This is a genomic window from Cryobacterium soli (assembly GCF_003611035.1).
Taxonomy (GTDB): Bacteria; Actinomycetota; Actinomycetes; order Actinomycetales; family Microbacteriaceae; genus Cryobacterium; species Cryobacterium soli.
In genome coordinates this window covers 2,957,741-2,972,155 of record NZ_CP030033.1, presented here as the reverse complement: position 1 = coordinate 2,972,155, position 14,415 = coordinate 2,957,741, and the positions used below count along the sequence as shown (strand labels likewise).

The window sequence follows — 14,415 nt, the reverse complement described above, 5'->3', positions numbered from 1 at the left end:
ACGGTGCGCTCAGCGCCGGGGCAGCAGAACGGCCAGCTCCGCGGCGGCATCGCGCAGCGGGCCGAGGAACTGCATGGCCTGCTCCACCGTGGTGCGGTAGGCCGGAGACGGCACCGAGAGGGCGGCCACCGCGATGCCCATGGCGTCCAGCACGGGAACGCCCACCGTCACGATGCCCTCCTCGTGCTCCTCATTGGAGACCGCGAAGCCCTGCGAGCGCACCCGTGCGATCTCGGCCGCGAACGCCGCCCTGTCGGTGATGGTGCGGGTGGTGAACCGCTCCAGCGGGAGCGAGGTGACCAGGTGGTCGCGGGTTTCCCAGTCGGCGAAGGCTATGAGCACCTTGCCCATCGAGGTGCAGTGCAGCGGGCCGAGCTTGCCGGTCTCGCCGCGCACACCGACGTGGTGGCGCGCCTCGATGTGGTGGATGTAGAGCTGGTGTTCACCGTCGAGAACCGACATCAGACTGGCTTCTCCGGTGGCGCGGGACAGCGTGCGCAGCACGGGCAGGGCCACGCCCTGGAAGCCGTGGGCGCTGGACACCGCGGCGCCGAGCTGGAACAGGCGCAGCCCCAGGCTGTAGAGCTTGGTCTCCGGGTTGAAACTCACGAATTCGTCGCGCACCAGCGAGCCGAGCAGCCGGTGCGTCGTGGTCACCGGGTAGCCGGTCCAGCGCGCCAGGTCCGACAGGGTGGCCCCGTCGGGGTGCGGGCCGAGCACGGTCAGCAGGCTCAGAGCCTTGCCCACCATGTCCTTGCCCACCGTGTCGGTGTCACCGGTCGTCACGCGTCGATCGTACCGGCATCCGTCTGGGCAGGCGCGCCGTGCTGATCGCGCGGGTGGCCACCGGGGGCGGACCCCGGCACGGAATCGTGCACGGTGACGTGCTGCTGCTGGTGCACGGTCTGACCGATCTGCGGCCCACGGGAGTGCAGCTGCCCTTCACCCCGCACCTACTGCTGGCACCGGTGCGGCCGGGCACCATCTACGGCATGGCGCACAACACCGGGCCGGCCGACCGGATGCTGCCGCCCCAGGCGTTCCTCAAGCCGGGGCACGCTGCCATCGGCCCCGGCGACCCCATTCCGGTGCCGCAGGGAATCGGACCGGTCGTGGCGGAGGCCGAAGTGGCGCTGGTGATCGGCAGGCCGGCGCGTCACCGCACCCTCGCCGATGCGCTCGAGGTGGTGCTGGGCTACACCGCCGCCAACGACGTGACAGCACGGGACATGCAGGCGCAGGACTCCCTGTGGCTGGCGGGCAAGGGCTTCGACGGGTTCACGCCGCTCGGCCCCGTGATCGATACCGAGCTGCCCGTCGAGGCCGACATCCGCCTGGACCTCGACGGCGCGCCGGTCTCCCGCACCACGACCACGGCGCTGGCCCGTGGCTTCGCCGAGATCATCGTCTACCTGAGCAGCATCACCACCCTGCAGCCCGGCGACGTGATTCTCACCGGGGCCCCTGGAGCCGATGCCGAACTCCGCCCGGGCGGGCAGGTCACCGTCACCGTGGCCGGGCTCACCCTGCAGAACCCGGTCATCGGCGCCAGCCAACCCGTCGGCCTGCTCGAGCACTACCGGAAGGTCCCCGCATGAACACCGCGACGCTTCGCCTGCCCGCTCCAGCCCCCGAACTGGACGTCGTCACGCTCGGCGAGATCATGGCCATGTTCGTGGCAGACGCGCCGGGCGCCCTGGCCAGCGCCGAGCATTTCACGCGCCGGCTGGCCGGGGCGGAGTTCAACGTGGCGGTGGGCCTGACCCGGCTCGGCCACCGGGTGGGCTTTCTCACCCGTCTCGGCGCCGACCCGTTCGGCGAGTTCGCGCAGGCCCGTCTGCGACAGCTCGGCATCGACGACGGCCAGGTCAGCGTCGATGCCACCGCGCCCACAGGTTTCCAACTCAAGAACCGCACCGGCGACGGCGACGACCCCACCGTCGTGTACTTCCGGGCGCATTCCGCCGCGCGCGGCATGGGCCCGACGACGGCAACGGATGCCTACCTGCGGCGCGCCAGGCACCTACACCTCACCGGCATCCCGCTCGCGCTCGGCGAGGGGCCGCGCGCACTGGCCGCGCAGGCCGTGGCCGCCGCGCGGCAATCCGGCGCCACCGTGAGCGTGGACCCCAACCTGCGCCCGGCGCTCTGGCCAGATACCGCCACCATGGTGCGCACCGTCAACGATCTGGCGCTGCAGGCCGACTGGGTCCTGCCGGGCCTGCCCGAGGGCCGGATCCTCACCGGAGCGACCACCCCGGCCGGCGTTGCCCGCTGGTACCTCGATCGCGGTGTACGGACCGTGGCGGTGAAAACCGGCGCGGCCGGCGCCGAACTGTTCACCCACGACGGTCAGCACGTTCTCTGCCCGCCGTTCCCGGTGCGCCCGGTGGACACCGTCGGAGCCGGCGACGGCTTCGCGGCCGGGTTCATCAGCGCCGCCCTGGACGGCCGGCCCGCACCGGAGTGGCTCAGCCGCGCAGCGGCGGTGGGCGCCATCGCCACGACCAGCCACGGCGACCAGGAGGGACTGCCCGACCGCGCCGGCCTCGACGCATTCCTCGCCGCCACCGACCAGACTCGTATCCACGACACCACCCCCGCAGAAAGGGCCTCAGTATGACCACCCCCACCACCTCTCCCCCGGTCTCCCCGGCCCTCCGTGTCGTCGTAGCCTCCCCGCTCTCGGAGGAGCTCTGCCGACTGATCGAGCGGGCGGAACCACGCATCGACCTCATTCGGGACCAGAGCCTGTTGCCGCCCATGCGGCATCCGGCCGACTACCGCGGCGACCCGGCGTTTGCGCGTACCCCGGCCCAGCAGGCCGAGTTCGAGACCCTCGTGGACTCCGCCGACGTGCTCTACGGCATCCCGGATGTGGACCCGGCTGCCCTCCGTCGCACGGTAACGGCCAACCCGAAGCTGCGCTGGGTGCAGTTGATGGCCGCCGGCGGCGGCGCCCAGGTGAAGTCGGCCGACCTCGCCGACGATGACCTCACCCGGGTGGCCTTCACCACCTCGGCCGGTGTGCACGGTGGCCCACTGGCGGAGTTCGCCCTGTTCGGCATCCTCGCCGGCGCCAAACGGCTGCCGCAGCTGCAGCTGCAGCAACGGAAGCACGAGTGGCCGGCCCGCCGACCGCTCGGCCAGGTGCGCGAACAGACCGTGCTCCTGGTGGGGCTGGGCGGCATCGGTCAGGAAATCGCCCGCCTCAGCAAGGCCCTCGGCATGCACGTGATCGGCACCCGCCGCCCCGGCAGCAGCAGCACCGTGGAGCACGTCGATGAGTATGTCTCGATCGACGACCTCGCCGAGCACGCCGGCCGGGCCGACGCCATCGTGGTCTCGCTGCCGGGCACCGCCGCCACCGACGGACTCGTGGGCGCGGCCGTCTTCGCCGCCGCCACGCCCGGCGTGACCGTCGTGAACGTGGGCCGCGGCACCGTCATCGATGAGGCCGCCCTCACCGTGGCCCTGCAGAACGGGCAGGTCGGCTTCGCCGCGCTCGATGTGTTCGCCAGCGAACCCCTGCCCCCGAGCAGCCCGCTCTGGGACCTGCCGAATGTGCTCGTCAGCCCGCACACGGCGGCCCTGGACGCCGGCGAGGAACGCCGTATCGCCGAGCTGTTCGCCGAGAATGCCACCCGTTTCCTCGACGGTCGACCCCTGCTCAACATCGTCGACACCGTCGAGTTCTACTAGCCTCCCCCGCCCGCGAACGGTGACAGAAGTGCCGAAAAAGCGCATTTTGAGGTGCTTTTCTCACGGTTCGCGGGCGGGTGGGACCGCTAGGGTGGCCGCATGAACCTCCTTGTGCGAGTCAGCCACCGATGCACTGCGGCCCTCACCGAGGCCGCCCAGTTCGTTCTCTACTGGGTGGGCGGCGGCAACGGCGACCCCGAGCGGCTGCGAGCGGCGGATGCCCGTCGGGCCCGCGCCCGCACCACCCCGTCGCGCGCGTCCCGCAGCGCATCCGGTCGGGGCCCCCGCAAGCGCTGACACCGCCGAGCCCGCGAAACACCTCTCGCGAACCGGTGGGCAGGTCAGCCGCCGGCGGCGAGGGTGTCTACAGTGCGCTGGATGGCGATGGCCGCGGCGCCCTGGGCCCAGGAGATGAAGCCGCTGGGGTCGAGCAGCACGTCCACCCGGGCGGCCTCCGGGTCGCGGTCGGCGAGAATCGCGGCATCCATCTCGCCCCGCACGATGTCGAGGAAACCCAGACCCTCACCCGCGAGCACCACGTGCTCGACCATCGCAAGGTTGGCGACGGCCGCGATGAGCCGCCCGAGGGCAGTGCCCGCGGCGCGCAGCACCGCGAGGGCCACCGGTTGGCCGGCCGCGGCCATCTCGAGCACCTCGGCATAGCTCACCGGATGTCCAAGGGCCACCTCCACCTGCGCCCGGATGCTGGGAATGGTGAGCATCGCCGTTGAACAGCCCCGGTGGCCCAGGAAGCAGAGCGGACCGGTGGGGTCGAGTGGGAAATGCCCGCCCAGACCGAGCCCGGCCTCCGAGGTACTGACCACCTGGTCATGCATGACCAGCCCGTAGCCCACGCCGGCGCCCACGGTGAGCACCGCGAAGTTGGAGAAGCCGCGGCCCAGGCCGAACCAGTGCTCCGCGGCGGCGAGGGCCACCACATCGTTCTCCACCATGACCGGCACGCCGAGCCGCGCCTCGACGGCGTCCGCCAGCGGCACCCCGCGCCAGCCGAGGAATGGCGCCCGGTCGATCACCCGGTTGTCGGAGACCTGTCCGCCCACGCTGATGCCGATGGCCGTGAACTCCTGCTCGTTCGCGAGCTCTCCGGCCAGCTCCACGATCACCGCCACGACGTCGTCAAGCTCGTGGCTCGGCAGCGGGCGTTCGGCCCGGCGCCCCTCCGCGGCGCGGAGGTCGGTCGTGACCGCCACGGCGGTGTCGCCGGTGAGCTTGACCCCGAGGAACTGCCGCGCCTCGGCGCGCACATCGAGCGGCTTGGCCGGTCGGCCCATGGCGCCGTCGAGTTCCTCGGTCACTTCCACGAACAGTCCGTCGTCGAGCAGGGGGCGGGCCAGCCGGGTGAGGGTGGCCAAGGACAGGCCCAACCGCTTTGCCAGAACGCTTCGCAGGATCGGCCCGTGCACAAGCACTTCCCGCGCCAGCTCGCTGGACGGTGCTCGGTAGCGGCGTTCAGCGGCCTCAACGGATGACATGGGCTCGGCAACTTTCGATCAGGCAGCGCATTCCGTGCGCCCGCAGACTGTTCGCGCTCTCAGGAGGGTGAATACGATCAGAATACCGGTCCACGGCCGCCCTTTTTATTGCATCCCGCAACTAAATAGTTCCCGAACGCCACAAAACCTCCTCCTGAACCGCACAAACTTGACGCTTGACATTGAGTTCCTTGCAATATAGAAATATATGCATGTCCCAGAGCAACACCGTCGTCCACCTCCGCAACGGCGGCACCAGCGTCATCGTCGACGTAGCCGCACCCTCACTGCCCGTCATCGTGCACTGGGGCGCCGACCTGGGCGACCTCGAGACCGCCGACCTCGACGCCATCGTGCTCGCCTCCCTGCCGCAGCGGGTGTCCGGCGGCCTCGACGAACCCGCCCGCCTCAGCCTCCTTCCGCAGGAGTCGGCCGGCTGGCAGGGCACCCCCGGCCTGACCGGCAGCCGCACCGGACGCTCCTTCTCCCCCCTCCTCCGCACCACCGAGGTCAGCCACACGTCGACCACGCTGTCGGCGCTGGCGAGCGACCCCGACGCCCGGCTCACCCTCCGCGCCGACCTGGTCGTCGATGCCGCAGGCGTGCTCAGCCAGAACCTCACGGTCACCAACACCGGCGATGACGACTACGACCTCGTCGACCTCACGGTGACCGTGCCGGTACCGGCGACCGCGACCGAGATCCTCGACACCACCGGGCGGCACCTGCGCGAGCGCACCCCACAGCGGCACGGCTTCACCATCGGCCGGCACCAGCGCGACAGCCGCAAGGGCCGCCCCGGAGCTGACGCCACCCTGCTGCTCGCCGCCGGCACCCCCGGCTTCGGCTTCGAGACCGGCCTCGTGCACGCCGTGCACCTCGCCTGGAGTGGCAACTACCGCCTCGCCGCCGAGAAACTCGTCACCGGCTCCAGCTTCCTGCAAGCCGGCGAACTCCTCGCCGCGGGCGAGATCCGGCTCGCCCCGGGCGCCAGCTACACGACACCCGACGTGATCGCCTCGTGGGGCGACGGGCTCACCGAACTCTCCGCCCGCATCCACACCCGCCTGCGGGCCCGCGCGACGCACCCGACCACGCCGCGCCCGGTCACCCTCAACACCTGGGAGGCCGTGTACTTCGACCACGACCTCGGCCGGCTCACGGCGCTGGCGGATGCCGCCGCGCGAGTAGGCGTGGAGCGGTACGTGCTCGACGACGGCTGGTTCCACGGCCGCCGCGACGACACCGCGGGTCTCGGCGACTGGTGGGTGGACTCCGACGTCTGGCCTGACGGCCTCGCCCCGCTGATCGACACCGTCACGGGCCTCGGCATGCAGTTCGGCCTCTGGGTCGAACCCGAGATGGTCAACCCCGACTCCGACCTGGCCCGCGCGCACCCCGACTGGATGCTGCAGGCCGCCGGCCGCCTGCCCGTGGAGGGCCGCCAGCAGCAGGTTCTCGACCTGTCGCACCCGGATGCCTACGCCTACCTACTCGACCGGCTCGACGCCCTGCTCGTGGAGTACCCGATCGGGTACCTCAAGTGGGACCACAACCGCGATCTCGTCGACGCCGGCAGCACCCGCACGGGCGCCGCGGCCGTGCACGACAACGTCCTGGCGCTCTACGCGCTGCTCGACGAGCTCAAGGCCCGGCACCCAGGCCTGGAGATCGAGAGCTGCGCCTCGGGCGGTGCCCGCGTCGACCTGGGCATCCTCGACCACACCGACCGCATCTGGACCAGCGACTGCATCGACCCGATCGAGCGCCTCACCATCCAGAAGTACACCGGCCTGCTGGTTCCCAACGAGCTGCTGGGCGCCCACATCAGCGGCCCCGTCTCGCACTCCACCGGCCGGCGCCACGAGCTCTCGCTGCGGGCCGGCGTGGCCCTGCTCGGCCACCTCGGCATCGAGTGGGACATCGCCTCCCTCTCCGAGACCGAGTACGCCGAGCTGGCCGGCTGGATCGCCCTGTACAAGGCCAATCGCGACCTTCTCCACACCGGCACCAGCGTGCACGCCGACCACCCCGACCCGGCCGTGGACCTCCGCGGCGTTGTCGCGGCAGACCGAAGCCGCGCCCTGTTCGTGTTCACCCAGGTGGCCGCGAGTACCTTCTACCCGGTCGGTTCCCTCCGTTTCCCGGGCCTCGACGACGCCCATCGGTACACGGTGCGGCCTCTCGCCCTCGAGTCCACCGGCACCGGCAACGGCCAGTCGGACCTGCCCTGGAGCCAGCGCCCTCTCACCCTCACCGGACGGGCCCTGCGCACGATCGGCGTGCAGGGCCCCGTTCTCTTCCCCGAACATCTCGCAGTCTTCGAGATCACCTCCGCCTAAAGTTTTTTAGCGGATCAAGCGCAAGGAGGCGCCATGAAATCCCCCAGCACCATCCCCCATCCGCGGCGACGACTGCGGCGGGCGACCGCCCTGGTGGCCGCCGCCGCGACCCTGGCGGCGTTGAGCGGATGCTCCGCCGGCGACGACGGCCAGGTCACGCTGAACTTCTTCCAGTTCAAGCCCGAGGCCGTAGGTGACTTCGCGGCAATCATCACGGACTTCGAGGCAGAGAACCCGGGCATCCGGGTCATCCAGAACTCGGTGCCTGACCCGGACACCGCCATCCGCACCCTGCTCGTGAAGGACAAGGTGCCCGATGTGCTCACTCTCAACGTCAACGGCAACTACGGTGAGCTCGCCCGGGCCTGCATCTTCGCCGACCTCAGCGGCGACCCGGCCGCCGAGACCGTGAACCCGGCCGTACAGGACATCGTGCAGTCGCTCGGCACCTGCTCGGCCGACGGCGCCGACGAGGTGAACGCGTTGCCGTTCGCCAGCAATGCCAGCGGCATCCTCTACAACCCTGACATCTTCGCCGCCAACGGCGTTGAAGTGCCGACAACCTGGTCCGAGCTGATCGCCGCCGCCGACACCTTCCAGGCCAACGGGGTCTCGCCCTTCTACTGCACCCTGAAGGACTCCTGGACCGCGTCGCCCGCGTTCGTCAACCTCGGCGGCACGCTGATGCCCGACGGCTTCTTCGACACCCTCCGCGACGAAGACCCGGCGACGGCCACGGTCTCGTTCCAGGAGGACTTCGCTGACGCCGCCGACAAGGAGGTGGAGCTTTTCAGCTACTGCCAGGACAACTTCGCCAGCCGCGACTACAACGCCGGCAACAAGGCCTTCGCCGACGGCGAATCGGCCATGTACCTACAGGGGTCCTACGCGATCCCCGCCATCCGGGCGAACAACCCGGACGCCGCCATCGGTTCGTTCCCGTACCCGGTCACCGACGACGCCGACAGCCGCGTCGTGGTGTCCGGCGTAGACGTGGGCATCATGGTGGGCCGGAACACCCCTCACGCCGCCGAAGCCCAGAAGTTCGTCGACTACCTGATGTCGCCCGATGTCGTGGCCGCGTACTCCGAGGCGCAGAGCACCTTCTCACCGCTCCTGGACGCCGCGCCGAACAATGACCCCGCTCTGGCCGGACTCGAGCCGTACTTCAGCGCCGGCAAGATCATCGGCTTCATCGACCACCAGATTCCCGCGGCCGTGCCGCTGGTGAACCTGCTCCAGACGCTGGTGATCACCGGCGACACCGAGACCTTCCTCACCGACCTGGATTCCGAATGGGACAAGGTCGCCGCCCGAACCACCACACAGAGACAGGGGAAGTGAGCATGACCGCCACTGCCACGCGGGCGAAGAGGCCCGCCGCGTCACCCGGCACACCGGCACGGGTGAGGTCGAACATCGCCCGCACGCCCCGCACCTTCTACTGGATGGTGGTGCCGGCCGTCGTGATCTTCTTCGGCCTGCACACCATTCCGGTGCTCTCCGGCATGTTCTTCAGCCTCACCAACTACGCCGGCTACGGCACCTGGGACCTGGTCGGCTTCTCCAACTACATCAACCTGTTCCAGGACGACCGGGTACTCAACTCCTACGGGTTCACCTTCGGCTTCGCCATCGTGTCGACCGTGCTGGTGAACGTGATCGCCCTGGCGATCGCGCTGGGCCTCAACTCGAAGATCAAGTTCCAGGCGGCGTTCCGCGGGGTGTTCTTCATCCCCTACGTGCTCGCGATCCTGATCATCGGCTACGTGTTCAACTACCTGTTCGCCAACTCGTTCCCGGCGATCTTCACGGCGCTGGGCCTACCGGGCCTGTCGGGCAACCTGCTGGCCAGCCCCGACTTCGCCTGGATCGGCATCGTCATCACCACGGTCTGGCAGGCGGCGGCGTTCAACGTCATCCTCTACCTGGCCGGGCTGCAGACCATCTCCGCCGACCTCTACGAGGCCGCCGCCATCGACGGCGCGAGCGGCTGGCGCCGGTTCCGGTCGATCACCTTCCCGCTGATCGGCGCGTACTTCACCATCAACATGGTGCTGTCGTTCAAGTCGTTCCTGCAGGTCTTCGACCAGATCGTGGCCCTCACCGCTGGGGGACCGGGCACGTCCACCGAATCCATCGCCCTGGTCATCTTCCGAGGCGGCTTCCAGGGCGGCGAGTACGGCTACCAGATGGCCAACGCCGTCGTGTACCTCTTCGTCATCATCATCGTTTCATTTCTCCAGCTGCGCATCCTGCAGCGCCGGGAGGCGACCTTCTCATGACCGACACACTCACCAGCACCACGGCCCCACTGCCCGAGACGCCGGATGCGCCCCCGCGCGCCCCGCGCACCCGCCGGCGGCTCGACGGCGGCAACGGCGGCACCAACTGGTGGCTCACCGCCCTCATCGCGGTGTGCTCCCTCACGGTGCTGATCCCGCTGTACTTCACCGTGGTCACGGCGCTCAAGACGCCCGACCAGCTCGGCGGCACCGGGTTCGAGCTGCCCACCAGCATCCGCTGGGAGAACTTCGCGGATGCCTACCAGCTGACGAACTTCCCCCGGGCGCTGCTGAACACGGCCCTGATCACGGTGGGCGCGGTGTTCCTCACCCTGCTCACCAACTCGCTGGTCGCCTACGCGATCGCCCGCAATATGCACAAGAAGTTCTTCAAAGGGCTGTACTTCTACTTCCTTGCGGCGATCTTCGTGCCGTTCCCGATCATCATGCTTCCGGTGGTGAAGGAGACCGCGCTGCTGGGCCTGGACACCCCGGTGGGCCTGATCCTGCTGTACACGGTCTACGGGCTCTCGTTCAACATCTTCATCTTCGTGGCCTACATCAACTCCATCCCGGTGGAGCTCGAGGAGGCGGCGCGGCTGGACGGCGCGAGCACCTGGGGCGTGTTCTGGAAGGTGATCTTCCCGCTGCTGTCCCCCATGAACGCCACGGTCGGAATCCTCACCTGCGTGTGGGCATGGAACGACTTCCTACTCCCCCTGGTAGTGCTCTCCGACCCGTCGGCGCAGACCCTGCCGTTGGCGCAGTTCATCTTCCAGGGCCAGTTCAACACCAACTACCCGGTGGCGTTCGCCTCCTACCTGATGGCGTTGGCGCCGCTGCTGATCGTCTACGTGATCGCGCAGAAGTGGGTGGTGAGCGGGGTCACCCGCGGCTCGGTGAAGTAGCCGGCTCCCCGGGCCCGACCGAGACCGACGCCCTGCGTCGAGGCGCCGACCACGAATCGCGCTCGATGCAGGACGTCGCCCGGCAGGTTGCCTGGGCCAGGGCGGGCCCGCGAGGCAACCTAATGCACCAGGATCTTCAGCAGCACGGCCAGCAATCCCAGCGCCGCGGTGGCCAGCGCGCCGCAAGCGCGCCAGTACCAGGTGACCCCGGTTCCGCCGAAGGCGATCCAGCCCACCACGGCGAGCAGCCCCACCTCCACCCACAACGCCGTCCAGTAGGCCACCTCGCCCTCCTGCACCCCGAGCAGGCCCAGCAGCAGGAACACCAACGGCAGCACTCCGGCCAGCAGCAGCCCCTCGGATTCGGCCAGCGCGCCGCGCACCGAGGCCGCCACCCGCACGGTCTCGGTGTCCGGCCGCTTGCGTTGCGCGGCGACCGTGTAGGCGAAGACCTCGGTCGCCCAGAACACCAGCACGCTGATCAGCGTGATCGCGAAGACATCCAGGATGCCGCCGCCCTCGTCCGCCACGGCGATCACGACGCAGACGAGAACCGACCCGGAGATCAGCTCCGGGCTGATGAACCGCCGGCGCAGGCTCGCGGCCGACCAGCGGCCCGTCGCATCCGCATCCACTCGTATCCATCCCCTGCCGCACATCGGCAGCTTCGCTACGAACTGTGCCCCGACCCCCGACCGGCGTCTAGGCCTGCCCGCAGGCGGAACGGCACCCTCAGCCGACCGGCGCCTCCCGCGTGGCCGTGATCGCCGCGACGATCCGGTCGACGCCGTACTCCCACGCGCTCTCGACGTCTCCGCCGAGCTTGAAGCCGCCGTTCAGCTCCATGCTGATGAAGCCGGCCGCCCAGGCGGTCAGGGTGCGGGCCGCCTCGAGGGCGTGCTCTTCGCCCGCCAGCTCATCGGCGACGCGCAGGATGGCCGCGCTCGCCGCCCATAGGAATTCGTCGCCGACGGCGGGCACGCCAGGGCCGGGCGTCATGATCAGCTGAAAGGCGGCCGGTCGCTCGTGACCGATCGCGCGCAGCGCGTTCGCCAGCTCGACCGGCCCGACGGCGGCATCCAGCCGGCCGGCAAGCTCGGTGATCGTCGTCTCCGCGACCAGTTGGATCAGCCGGTCCCTGCTGGGCACCCTCTTGTACAGCGACGGCGCCCGCACCCCGACGCGTTGGGCGACGGCCTGCATGGTCACCCCCGCGAGCCCGCTCTGCTCGAGCAGGTCAGCAGCGGCGAGCACGATCGCGTCGAGAGAAGTCCGGTCTGGGGTAGGCATGATCCGAGTATAGCTATTGACGATAGCCATGATGGCTATGTAGCATAGCCATCATGAAACTCGGACCTCACCTCCACCGCATCGGCAACGACATCGTCGCCGTCTACCTCGTCGACACCGACGAGGGAGTGACCGTCATCGACGCCGGGCTGCCCGGACTCTGGCGCGAACTCCTCACCGAACTCTCCTCGATGGGTCGCACCCTCGCCGACGTGAAGGGCGTGATCCTCACCCACGGTGACGGCGATCATGTCGGCTTCGCCGAACGCCTGCGCCGCGATCACGGCGTGCCCGTCTTCGTGCACCCCGGTGACGCCGACCGCGCGAAGGGCGGCAAGAAGCCGGCCAACGCCAAGCAGTCCATGAAACTCGGTCCCCTCCTGGGCTTCGTGGGCTACTCCCTCCGCAAGGGCGGGATACGCGCGACCTACCTGACCGAGGTCGCCCTCGCGCACGACGGCGAGACTCTCGACCTGCCCGGCGCACCCCGGATCATCGCGCTGCCCGGACACTCGGCCGGCAGCATCGCGATCCACGTTCCGGTCGCCGACGCCGTCTTCGTCGGCGACGGACTCACCACCCGTCACGTGCTCACCGGCCAGATGGGCCCGCAGCCGGCGCCGTTCACCGACGAACCCGACCAGGCGATCGCCTCGCTCCGGGCCCTGCTGCCCACCGGTGCAACCTGGGTACTGCCCGGCCACGGCGCCCCGTGGAACGGCGGGGTCGCCGCCGCGGTCGCCGCGGTCGAGAAGGCGGCGCACGCCTGACGACATCCCCCCGCCAACGCCTCTTCCGAGCGCTTCTCAGCGACGGGACGTGGCGAGAACTTGAATCCGACATTGCTGTCGGATATGGTTCGGGTATGAACATCATCATCGTTGGCCGCGGCGTCATCGGAACCGCCTACGGCAGCGTGTTGTCGGCAGCAGGCCACACCGTGCAGCACCTCCTCCGTGGTCAGGACACCAGAGCGGGCTCAGCCGAGGGCACCGTCCACCTCACGATGCTGGACGGGCGGGACCACCCTCCCACCGAGCACATGTCTGAGTACACCTTCACCCCCGCGTCCTTCCCTCCCGGCGACGTCGACCTGGTCCTCGTCAGCGTGCCGGCCGACGCACTCGCCGGTGCACTCGAAGACCTCCGCTCCCGGGGATACAACCGGCGGCTCGTCCTGATGGGCGGGGTCTGGCTGTCCGGTCAGCAGCTCGACGACATCGTCGGGCATCACGACTACGTGCTGGGGTACCCGATCGCCGGGGGACGCCGGGACGGCAGTGTTTACGAGACCGTGCTGTTCGACTCCGTGCGGCTGCAACGACCGGTCGAACCGGCCGGCTCTCTTCACGCCGACGCGGTGACCGCCCTGCGGAGCGCCGGCCTCACCGTGCAACAGTCGGGCCGGATGCTCGAATGGTTGTGGCTGCATCAGGCCGTCAACGCGGGGATCATCGCGGCGATCGCCGCCCGTCACGCCCCGGGCGACGATCTGGGCGGCACGGTGCGAGCAGCCCTCAGCGACCCCGGCACCCTGAGCTCCGGAATCCGGAACATTCGCGAATGCCTCCGGGTCGTAACGGCGCGCGGAGTCCGGCTGCGGCACCACCTGCCCGACGTCGCGGCGTTCCTGATGCCCACAGCGCTGTCCTCGCGACTGATGGTGGCGATGTTCCGCCGGGACGTGCTGAGCCGCCGCATCATGGAGTTGCACCACAATCTGGACGATATTCTTGCGCTCATGACTGACGTTGAACGAACCGCGCGTGACCGAGGCGTCTCCACTCCCGGGTTCGATCGGGACTACGGCCGCGCGCAGTTCGTCGTCGAAAAGCTATGACGGACATCAGCGCCACCTCGGCACGCGCACGGGAGCGCATTCGTCGCGCAGCAACAGCCGAATTCAAGGAGCGCGGCTTCACGGCGACGACGATGGACCACATCCGGGTGAGTGCCGGTATCTCCCGCGGAGGCCTTTACTACCAGTACGGGTCGACCGAGGAGATCCTGTTCGACCTTCTGGAGCACGAGCGGTCGGCGGATGTGGTGCACTCCGGGCCGACCGGATTCGCTGACTTCCTCGCAGAACAACGCACGGCCCTGTCTGACGTGCAGCAGACCCTGCGGCCTGTGGTTTACGAATACATCCTCGGCTTGGATCCCGTGCGACGCCGCGATATCCTCCAGACCCGTTTCCAGAACGGCGCCGAAGCCATATCCGCCCTCCTCCCCCACGCTGTGAGTGACACAGAACGCGACTACCTCGCCCGCCACATCGTGCGCCGCATCGAGGGCCTCTCGCTGGCCGCGATCGCCGGCGCCCTCGATGCCGGCGACCTCGGCACCGAACTCGAGAGCCTCCGGCTGCTGGCCGAACGACCCGACCTCTAGCGGA

The 14,415-nt window shown here is 69.4% G+C and carries 15 protein-coding genes; 11 read left to right on the top strand and 4 right to left on the bottom strand.

Annotated features, from left to right (window positions below):
* Positions 1-9: 9 nt before the first annotated feature.
* The gene (locus DOE79_RS13780; protein ID WP_220094233.1) at positions 10-786 is read right to left on the bottom strand and encodes an IclR family transcriptional regulator; all 777 of its coding nucleotides are present in this window, start codon (positions 784-786) and stop codon (positions 10-12) included.
* Between the two features lie 38 nt (positions 787-824).
* Between DOE79_RS13780 and DOE79_RS13775 the strand changes: the two genes are divergently transcribed.
* The 4 genes from DOE79_RS13775 (at position 825) to DOE79_RS13760 (ending at position 3,999) form a co-directional block, all read left to right on the top strand.
* Complete coding sequence (locus tag DOE79_RS13775; RefSeq protein ID WP_120338995.1) at positions 825-1,598, top strand: fumarylacetoacetate hydrolase family protein; 774 nt, start codon at positions 825-827, stop codon at positions 1,596-1,598.
* Positions 1,595-2,623 (top strand): sugar kinase, encoded by a 1,029-nt coding sequence (locus DOE79_RS13770; protein WP_120338994.1) that lies wholly within the window; start codon positions 1,595-1,597, stop codon positions 2,621-2,623. The genes DOE79_RS13775 and DOE79_RS13770 overlap by 4 nt, the downstream gene beginning before the upstream one ends.
* A complete protein-coding gene (locus tag DOE79_RS13765) occupies positions 2,620-3,702 on the top strand; it encodes a D-2-hydroxyacid dehydrogenase (protein ID WP_120338993.1) in 1,083 nt (360 codons plus the stop codon). Before DOE79_RS13770 ends, DOE79_RS13765 begins: the two co-directional genes overlap by 4 nt.
* Before the next feature lie 99 nt (positions 3,703-3,801).
* Complete coding sequence (locus tag DOE79_RS13760; RefSeq protein WP_120338992.1) at positions 3,802-3,999, top strand: hypothetical protein; 198 nt, start codon at positions 3,802-3,804, stop codon at positions 3,997-3,999.
* Between the two features lie 44 nt (positions 4,000-4,043).
* Here DOE79_RS13760 and DOE79_RS13755 read toward each other — a convergent pair whose 3' ends face one another.
* Entirely contained in the window at positions 4,044-5,195 is a 1,152-nt protein-coding gene (locus tag DOE79_RS13755; protein ID WP_120338991.1) for an ROK family protein, read from the bottom strand.
* A gap of 212 nt (positions 5,196-5,407) precedes the next feature.
* On the opposite strand from DOE79_RS13755, the gene DOE79_RS13750 reads away from it, so the two are divergent.
* The 4 genes from DOE79_RS13750 to DOE79_RS13735 are packed head-to-tail and all read left to right on the top strand — an operon-like array spanning position 5,408 to position 10,730.
* Positions 5,408-7,537: an alpha-galactosidase gene (locus tag DOE79_RS13750; protein ID WP_120338990.1), complete on the top strand. Its 2,130-nt coding sequence runs from the start codon at positions 5,408-5,410 to the stop codon at positions 7,535-7,537.
* Between the two features lie 33 nt (positions 7,538-7,570).
* Positions 7,571-8,881, top strand: a complete 1,311-nt coding sequence (locus tag DOE79_RS13745; protein ID WP_120338989.1) for an ABC transporter substrate-binding protein — start codon at positions 7,571-7,573, stop codon at positions 8,879-8,881.
* Positions 8,882-8,883: 2 nt separating this feature from the next.
* Positions 8,884-9,822 carry a carbohydrate ABC transporter permease gene (locus DOE79_RS13740; RefSeq protein WP_120338988.1) on the top strand — a complete coding sequence of 313 codons (939 nt, stop codon included), beginning with the start codon at positions 8,884-8,886 and terminating at the stop codon, positions 9,820-9,822.
* Positions 9,819-10,730, top strand: coding sequence for a carbohydrate ABC transporter permease (locus DOE79_RS13735; protein WP_120338987.1), 912 nt, complete (start codon positions 9,819-9,821; stop codon positions 10,728-10,730). Before DOE79_RS13740 ends, DOE79_RS13735 begins: the two co-directional genes overlap by 4 nt.
* Before the next feature lie 119 nt (positions 10,731-10,849).
* Here the strand turns inward: DOE79_RS13735 and DOE79_RS13730 are convergent, their stop codons facing one another.
* A complete protein-coding gene (locus tag DOE79_RS13730; RefSeq protein WP_120338986.1) occupies positions 10,850-11,365 on the bottom strand; it encodes a hypothetical protein in 516 nt (171 codons plus the stop codon).
* A 97-nt stretch (positions 11,366-11,462) separates the two neighbouring features.
* Entirely contained in the window at positions 11,463-12,020 is a 558-nt protein-coding gene (locus tag DOE79_RS13725; RefSeq protein ID WP_120338985.1) for a TetR/AcrR family transcriptional regulator, read from the bottom strand.
* A 53-nt stretch (positions 12,021-12,073) separates the two neighbouring features.
* On the opposite strand from DOE79_RS13725, the gene DOE79_RS13720 reads away from it, so the two are divergent.
* The 3 genes from DOE79_RS13720 to DOE79_RS13710 all read left to right on the top strand — a co-directional run bounded on the left by DOE79_RS13720 (position 12,074) and on the right by DOE79_RS13710 (position 14,411).
* Positions 12,074-12,790: an MBL fold metallo-hydrolase gene (locus DOE79_RS13720; protein WP_120338984.1), complete on the top strand. Its 717-nt coding sequence runs from the start codon at positions 12,074-12,076 to the stop codon at positions 12,788-12,790.
* 95 nt (positions 12,791-12,885) lie between these two features.
* A complete protein-coding gene (locus DOE79_RS13715) occupies positions 12,886-13,860 on the top strand; it encodes a ketopantoate reductase family protein (protein ID WP_120338983.1) in 975 nt (324 codons plus the stop codon).
* Positions 13,857-14,411 carry a TetR/AcrR family transcriptional regulator gene (locus DOE79_RS13710; RefSeq protein WP_120338982.1) on the top strand — a complete coding sequence of 185 codons (555 nt, stop codon included), beginning with the start codon at positions 13,857-13,859 and terminating at the stop codon, positions 14,409-14,411. Before DOE79_RS13715 ends, DOE79_RS13710 begins: the two co-directional genes overlap by 4 nt.
* Positions 14,412-14,415 lie beyond the last annotated feature (4 nt).

Bases quoted from the DNA above. Each gene is read 5' to 3' on its own strand.
- DOE79_RS13745 (WP_120338989.1), top strand. From the start codon at position 7,571: ATGAAATCCCCCAGCACCATCCCCCATCCGCGGCGACGACTGCGGCGG.
- DOE79_RS13720 (WP_120338984.1), top strand. From the start codon at position 12,074: ATGAAACTCGGACCTCACCTCCACCGCATCGGCAACGACATCGTCGCC.
- DOE79_RS13740 (WP_120338988.1), top strand. From the start codon at position 8,884: ATGACCGCCACTGCCACGCGGGCGAAGAGGCCCGCCGCGTCACCCGGC.
- DOE79_RS13755 (WP_120338991.1), bottom strand. From the start codon at position 5,195: ATGTCATCCGTTGAGGCCGCTGAACGCCGCTACCGAGCACCGTCCAGC.
- DOE79_RS13750 (WP_120338990.1), top strand. From the start codon at position 5,408: ATGTCCCAGAGCAACACCGTCGTCCACCTCCGCAACGGCGGCACCAGC.
- DOE79_RS13770 (WP_120338994.1), top strand. From the start codon at position 1,595: ATGAACACCGCGACGCTTCGCCTGCCCGCTCCAGCCCCCGAACTGGAC.
- DOE79_RS13760 (WP_120338992.1), top strand. From the start codon at position 3,802: ATGAACCTCCTTGTGCGAGTCAGCCACCGATGCACTGCGGCCCTCACC.
- DOE79_RS13715 (WP_120338983.1), top strand. From the start codon at position 12,886: ATGAACATCATCATCGTTGGCCGCGGCGTCATCGGAACCGCCTACGGC.
- DOE79_RS13725 (WP_120338985.1), bottom strand. From the start codon at position 12,020: ATGCCTACCCCAGACCGGACTTCTCTCGACGCGATCGTGCTCGCCGCT.
- DOE79_RS13710 (WP_120338982.1), top strand. From the start codon at position 13,857: ATGACGGACATCAGCGCCACCTCGGCACGCGCACGGGAGCGCATTCGT.
- DOE79_RS13765 (WP_120338993.1), top strand. From the start codon at position 2,620: ATGACCACCCCCACCACCTCTCCCCCGGTCTCCCCGGCCCTCCGTGTC.
- DOE79_RS13735 (WP_120338987.1), top strand. From the start codon at position 9,819: ATGACCGACACACTCACCAGCACCACGGCCCCACTGCCCGAGACGCCG.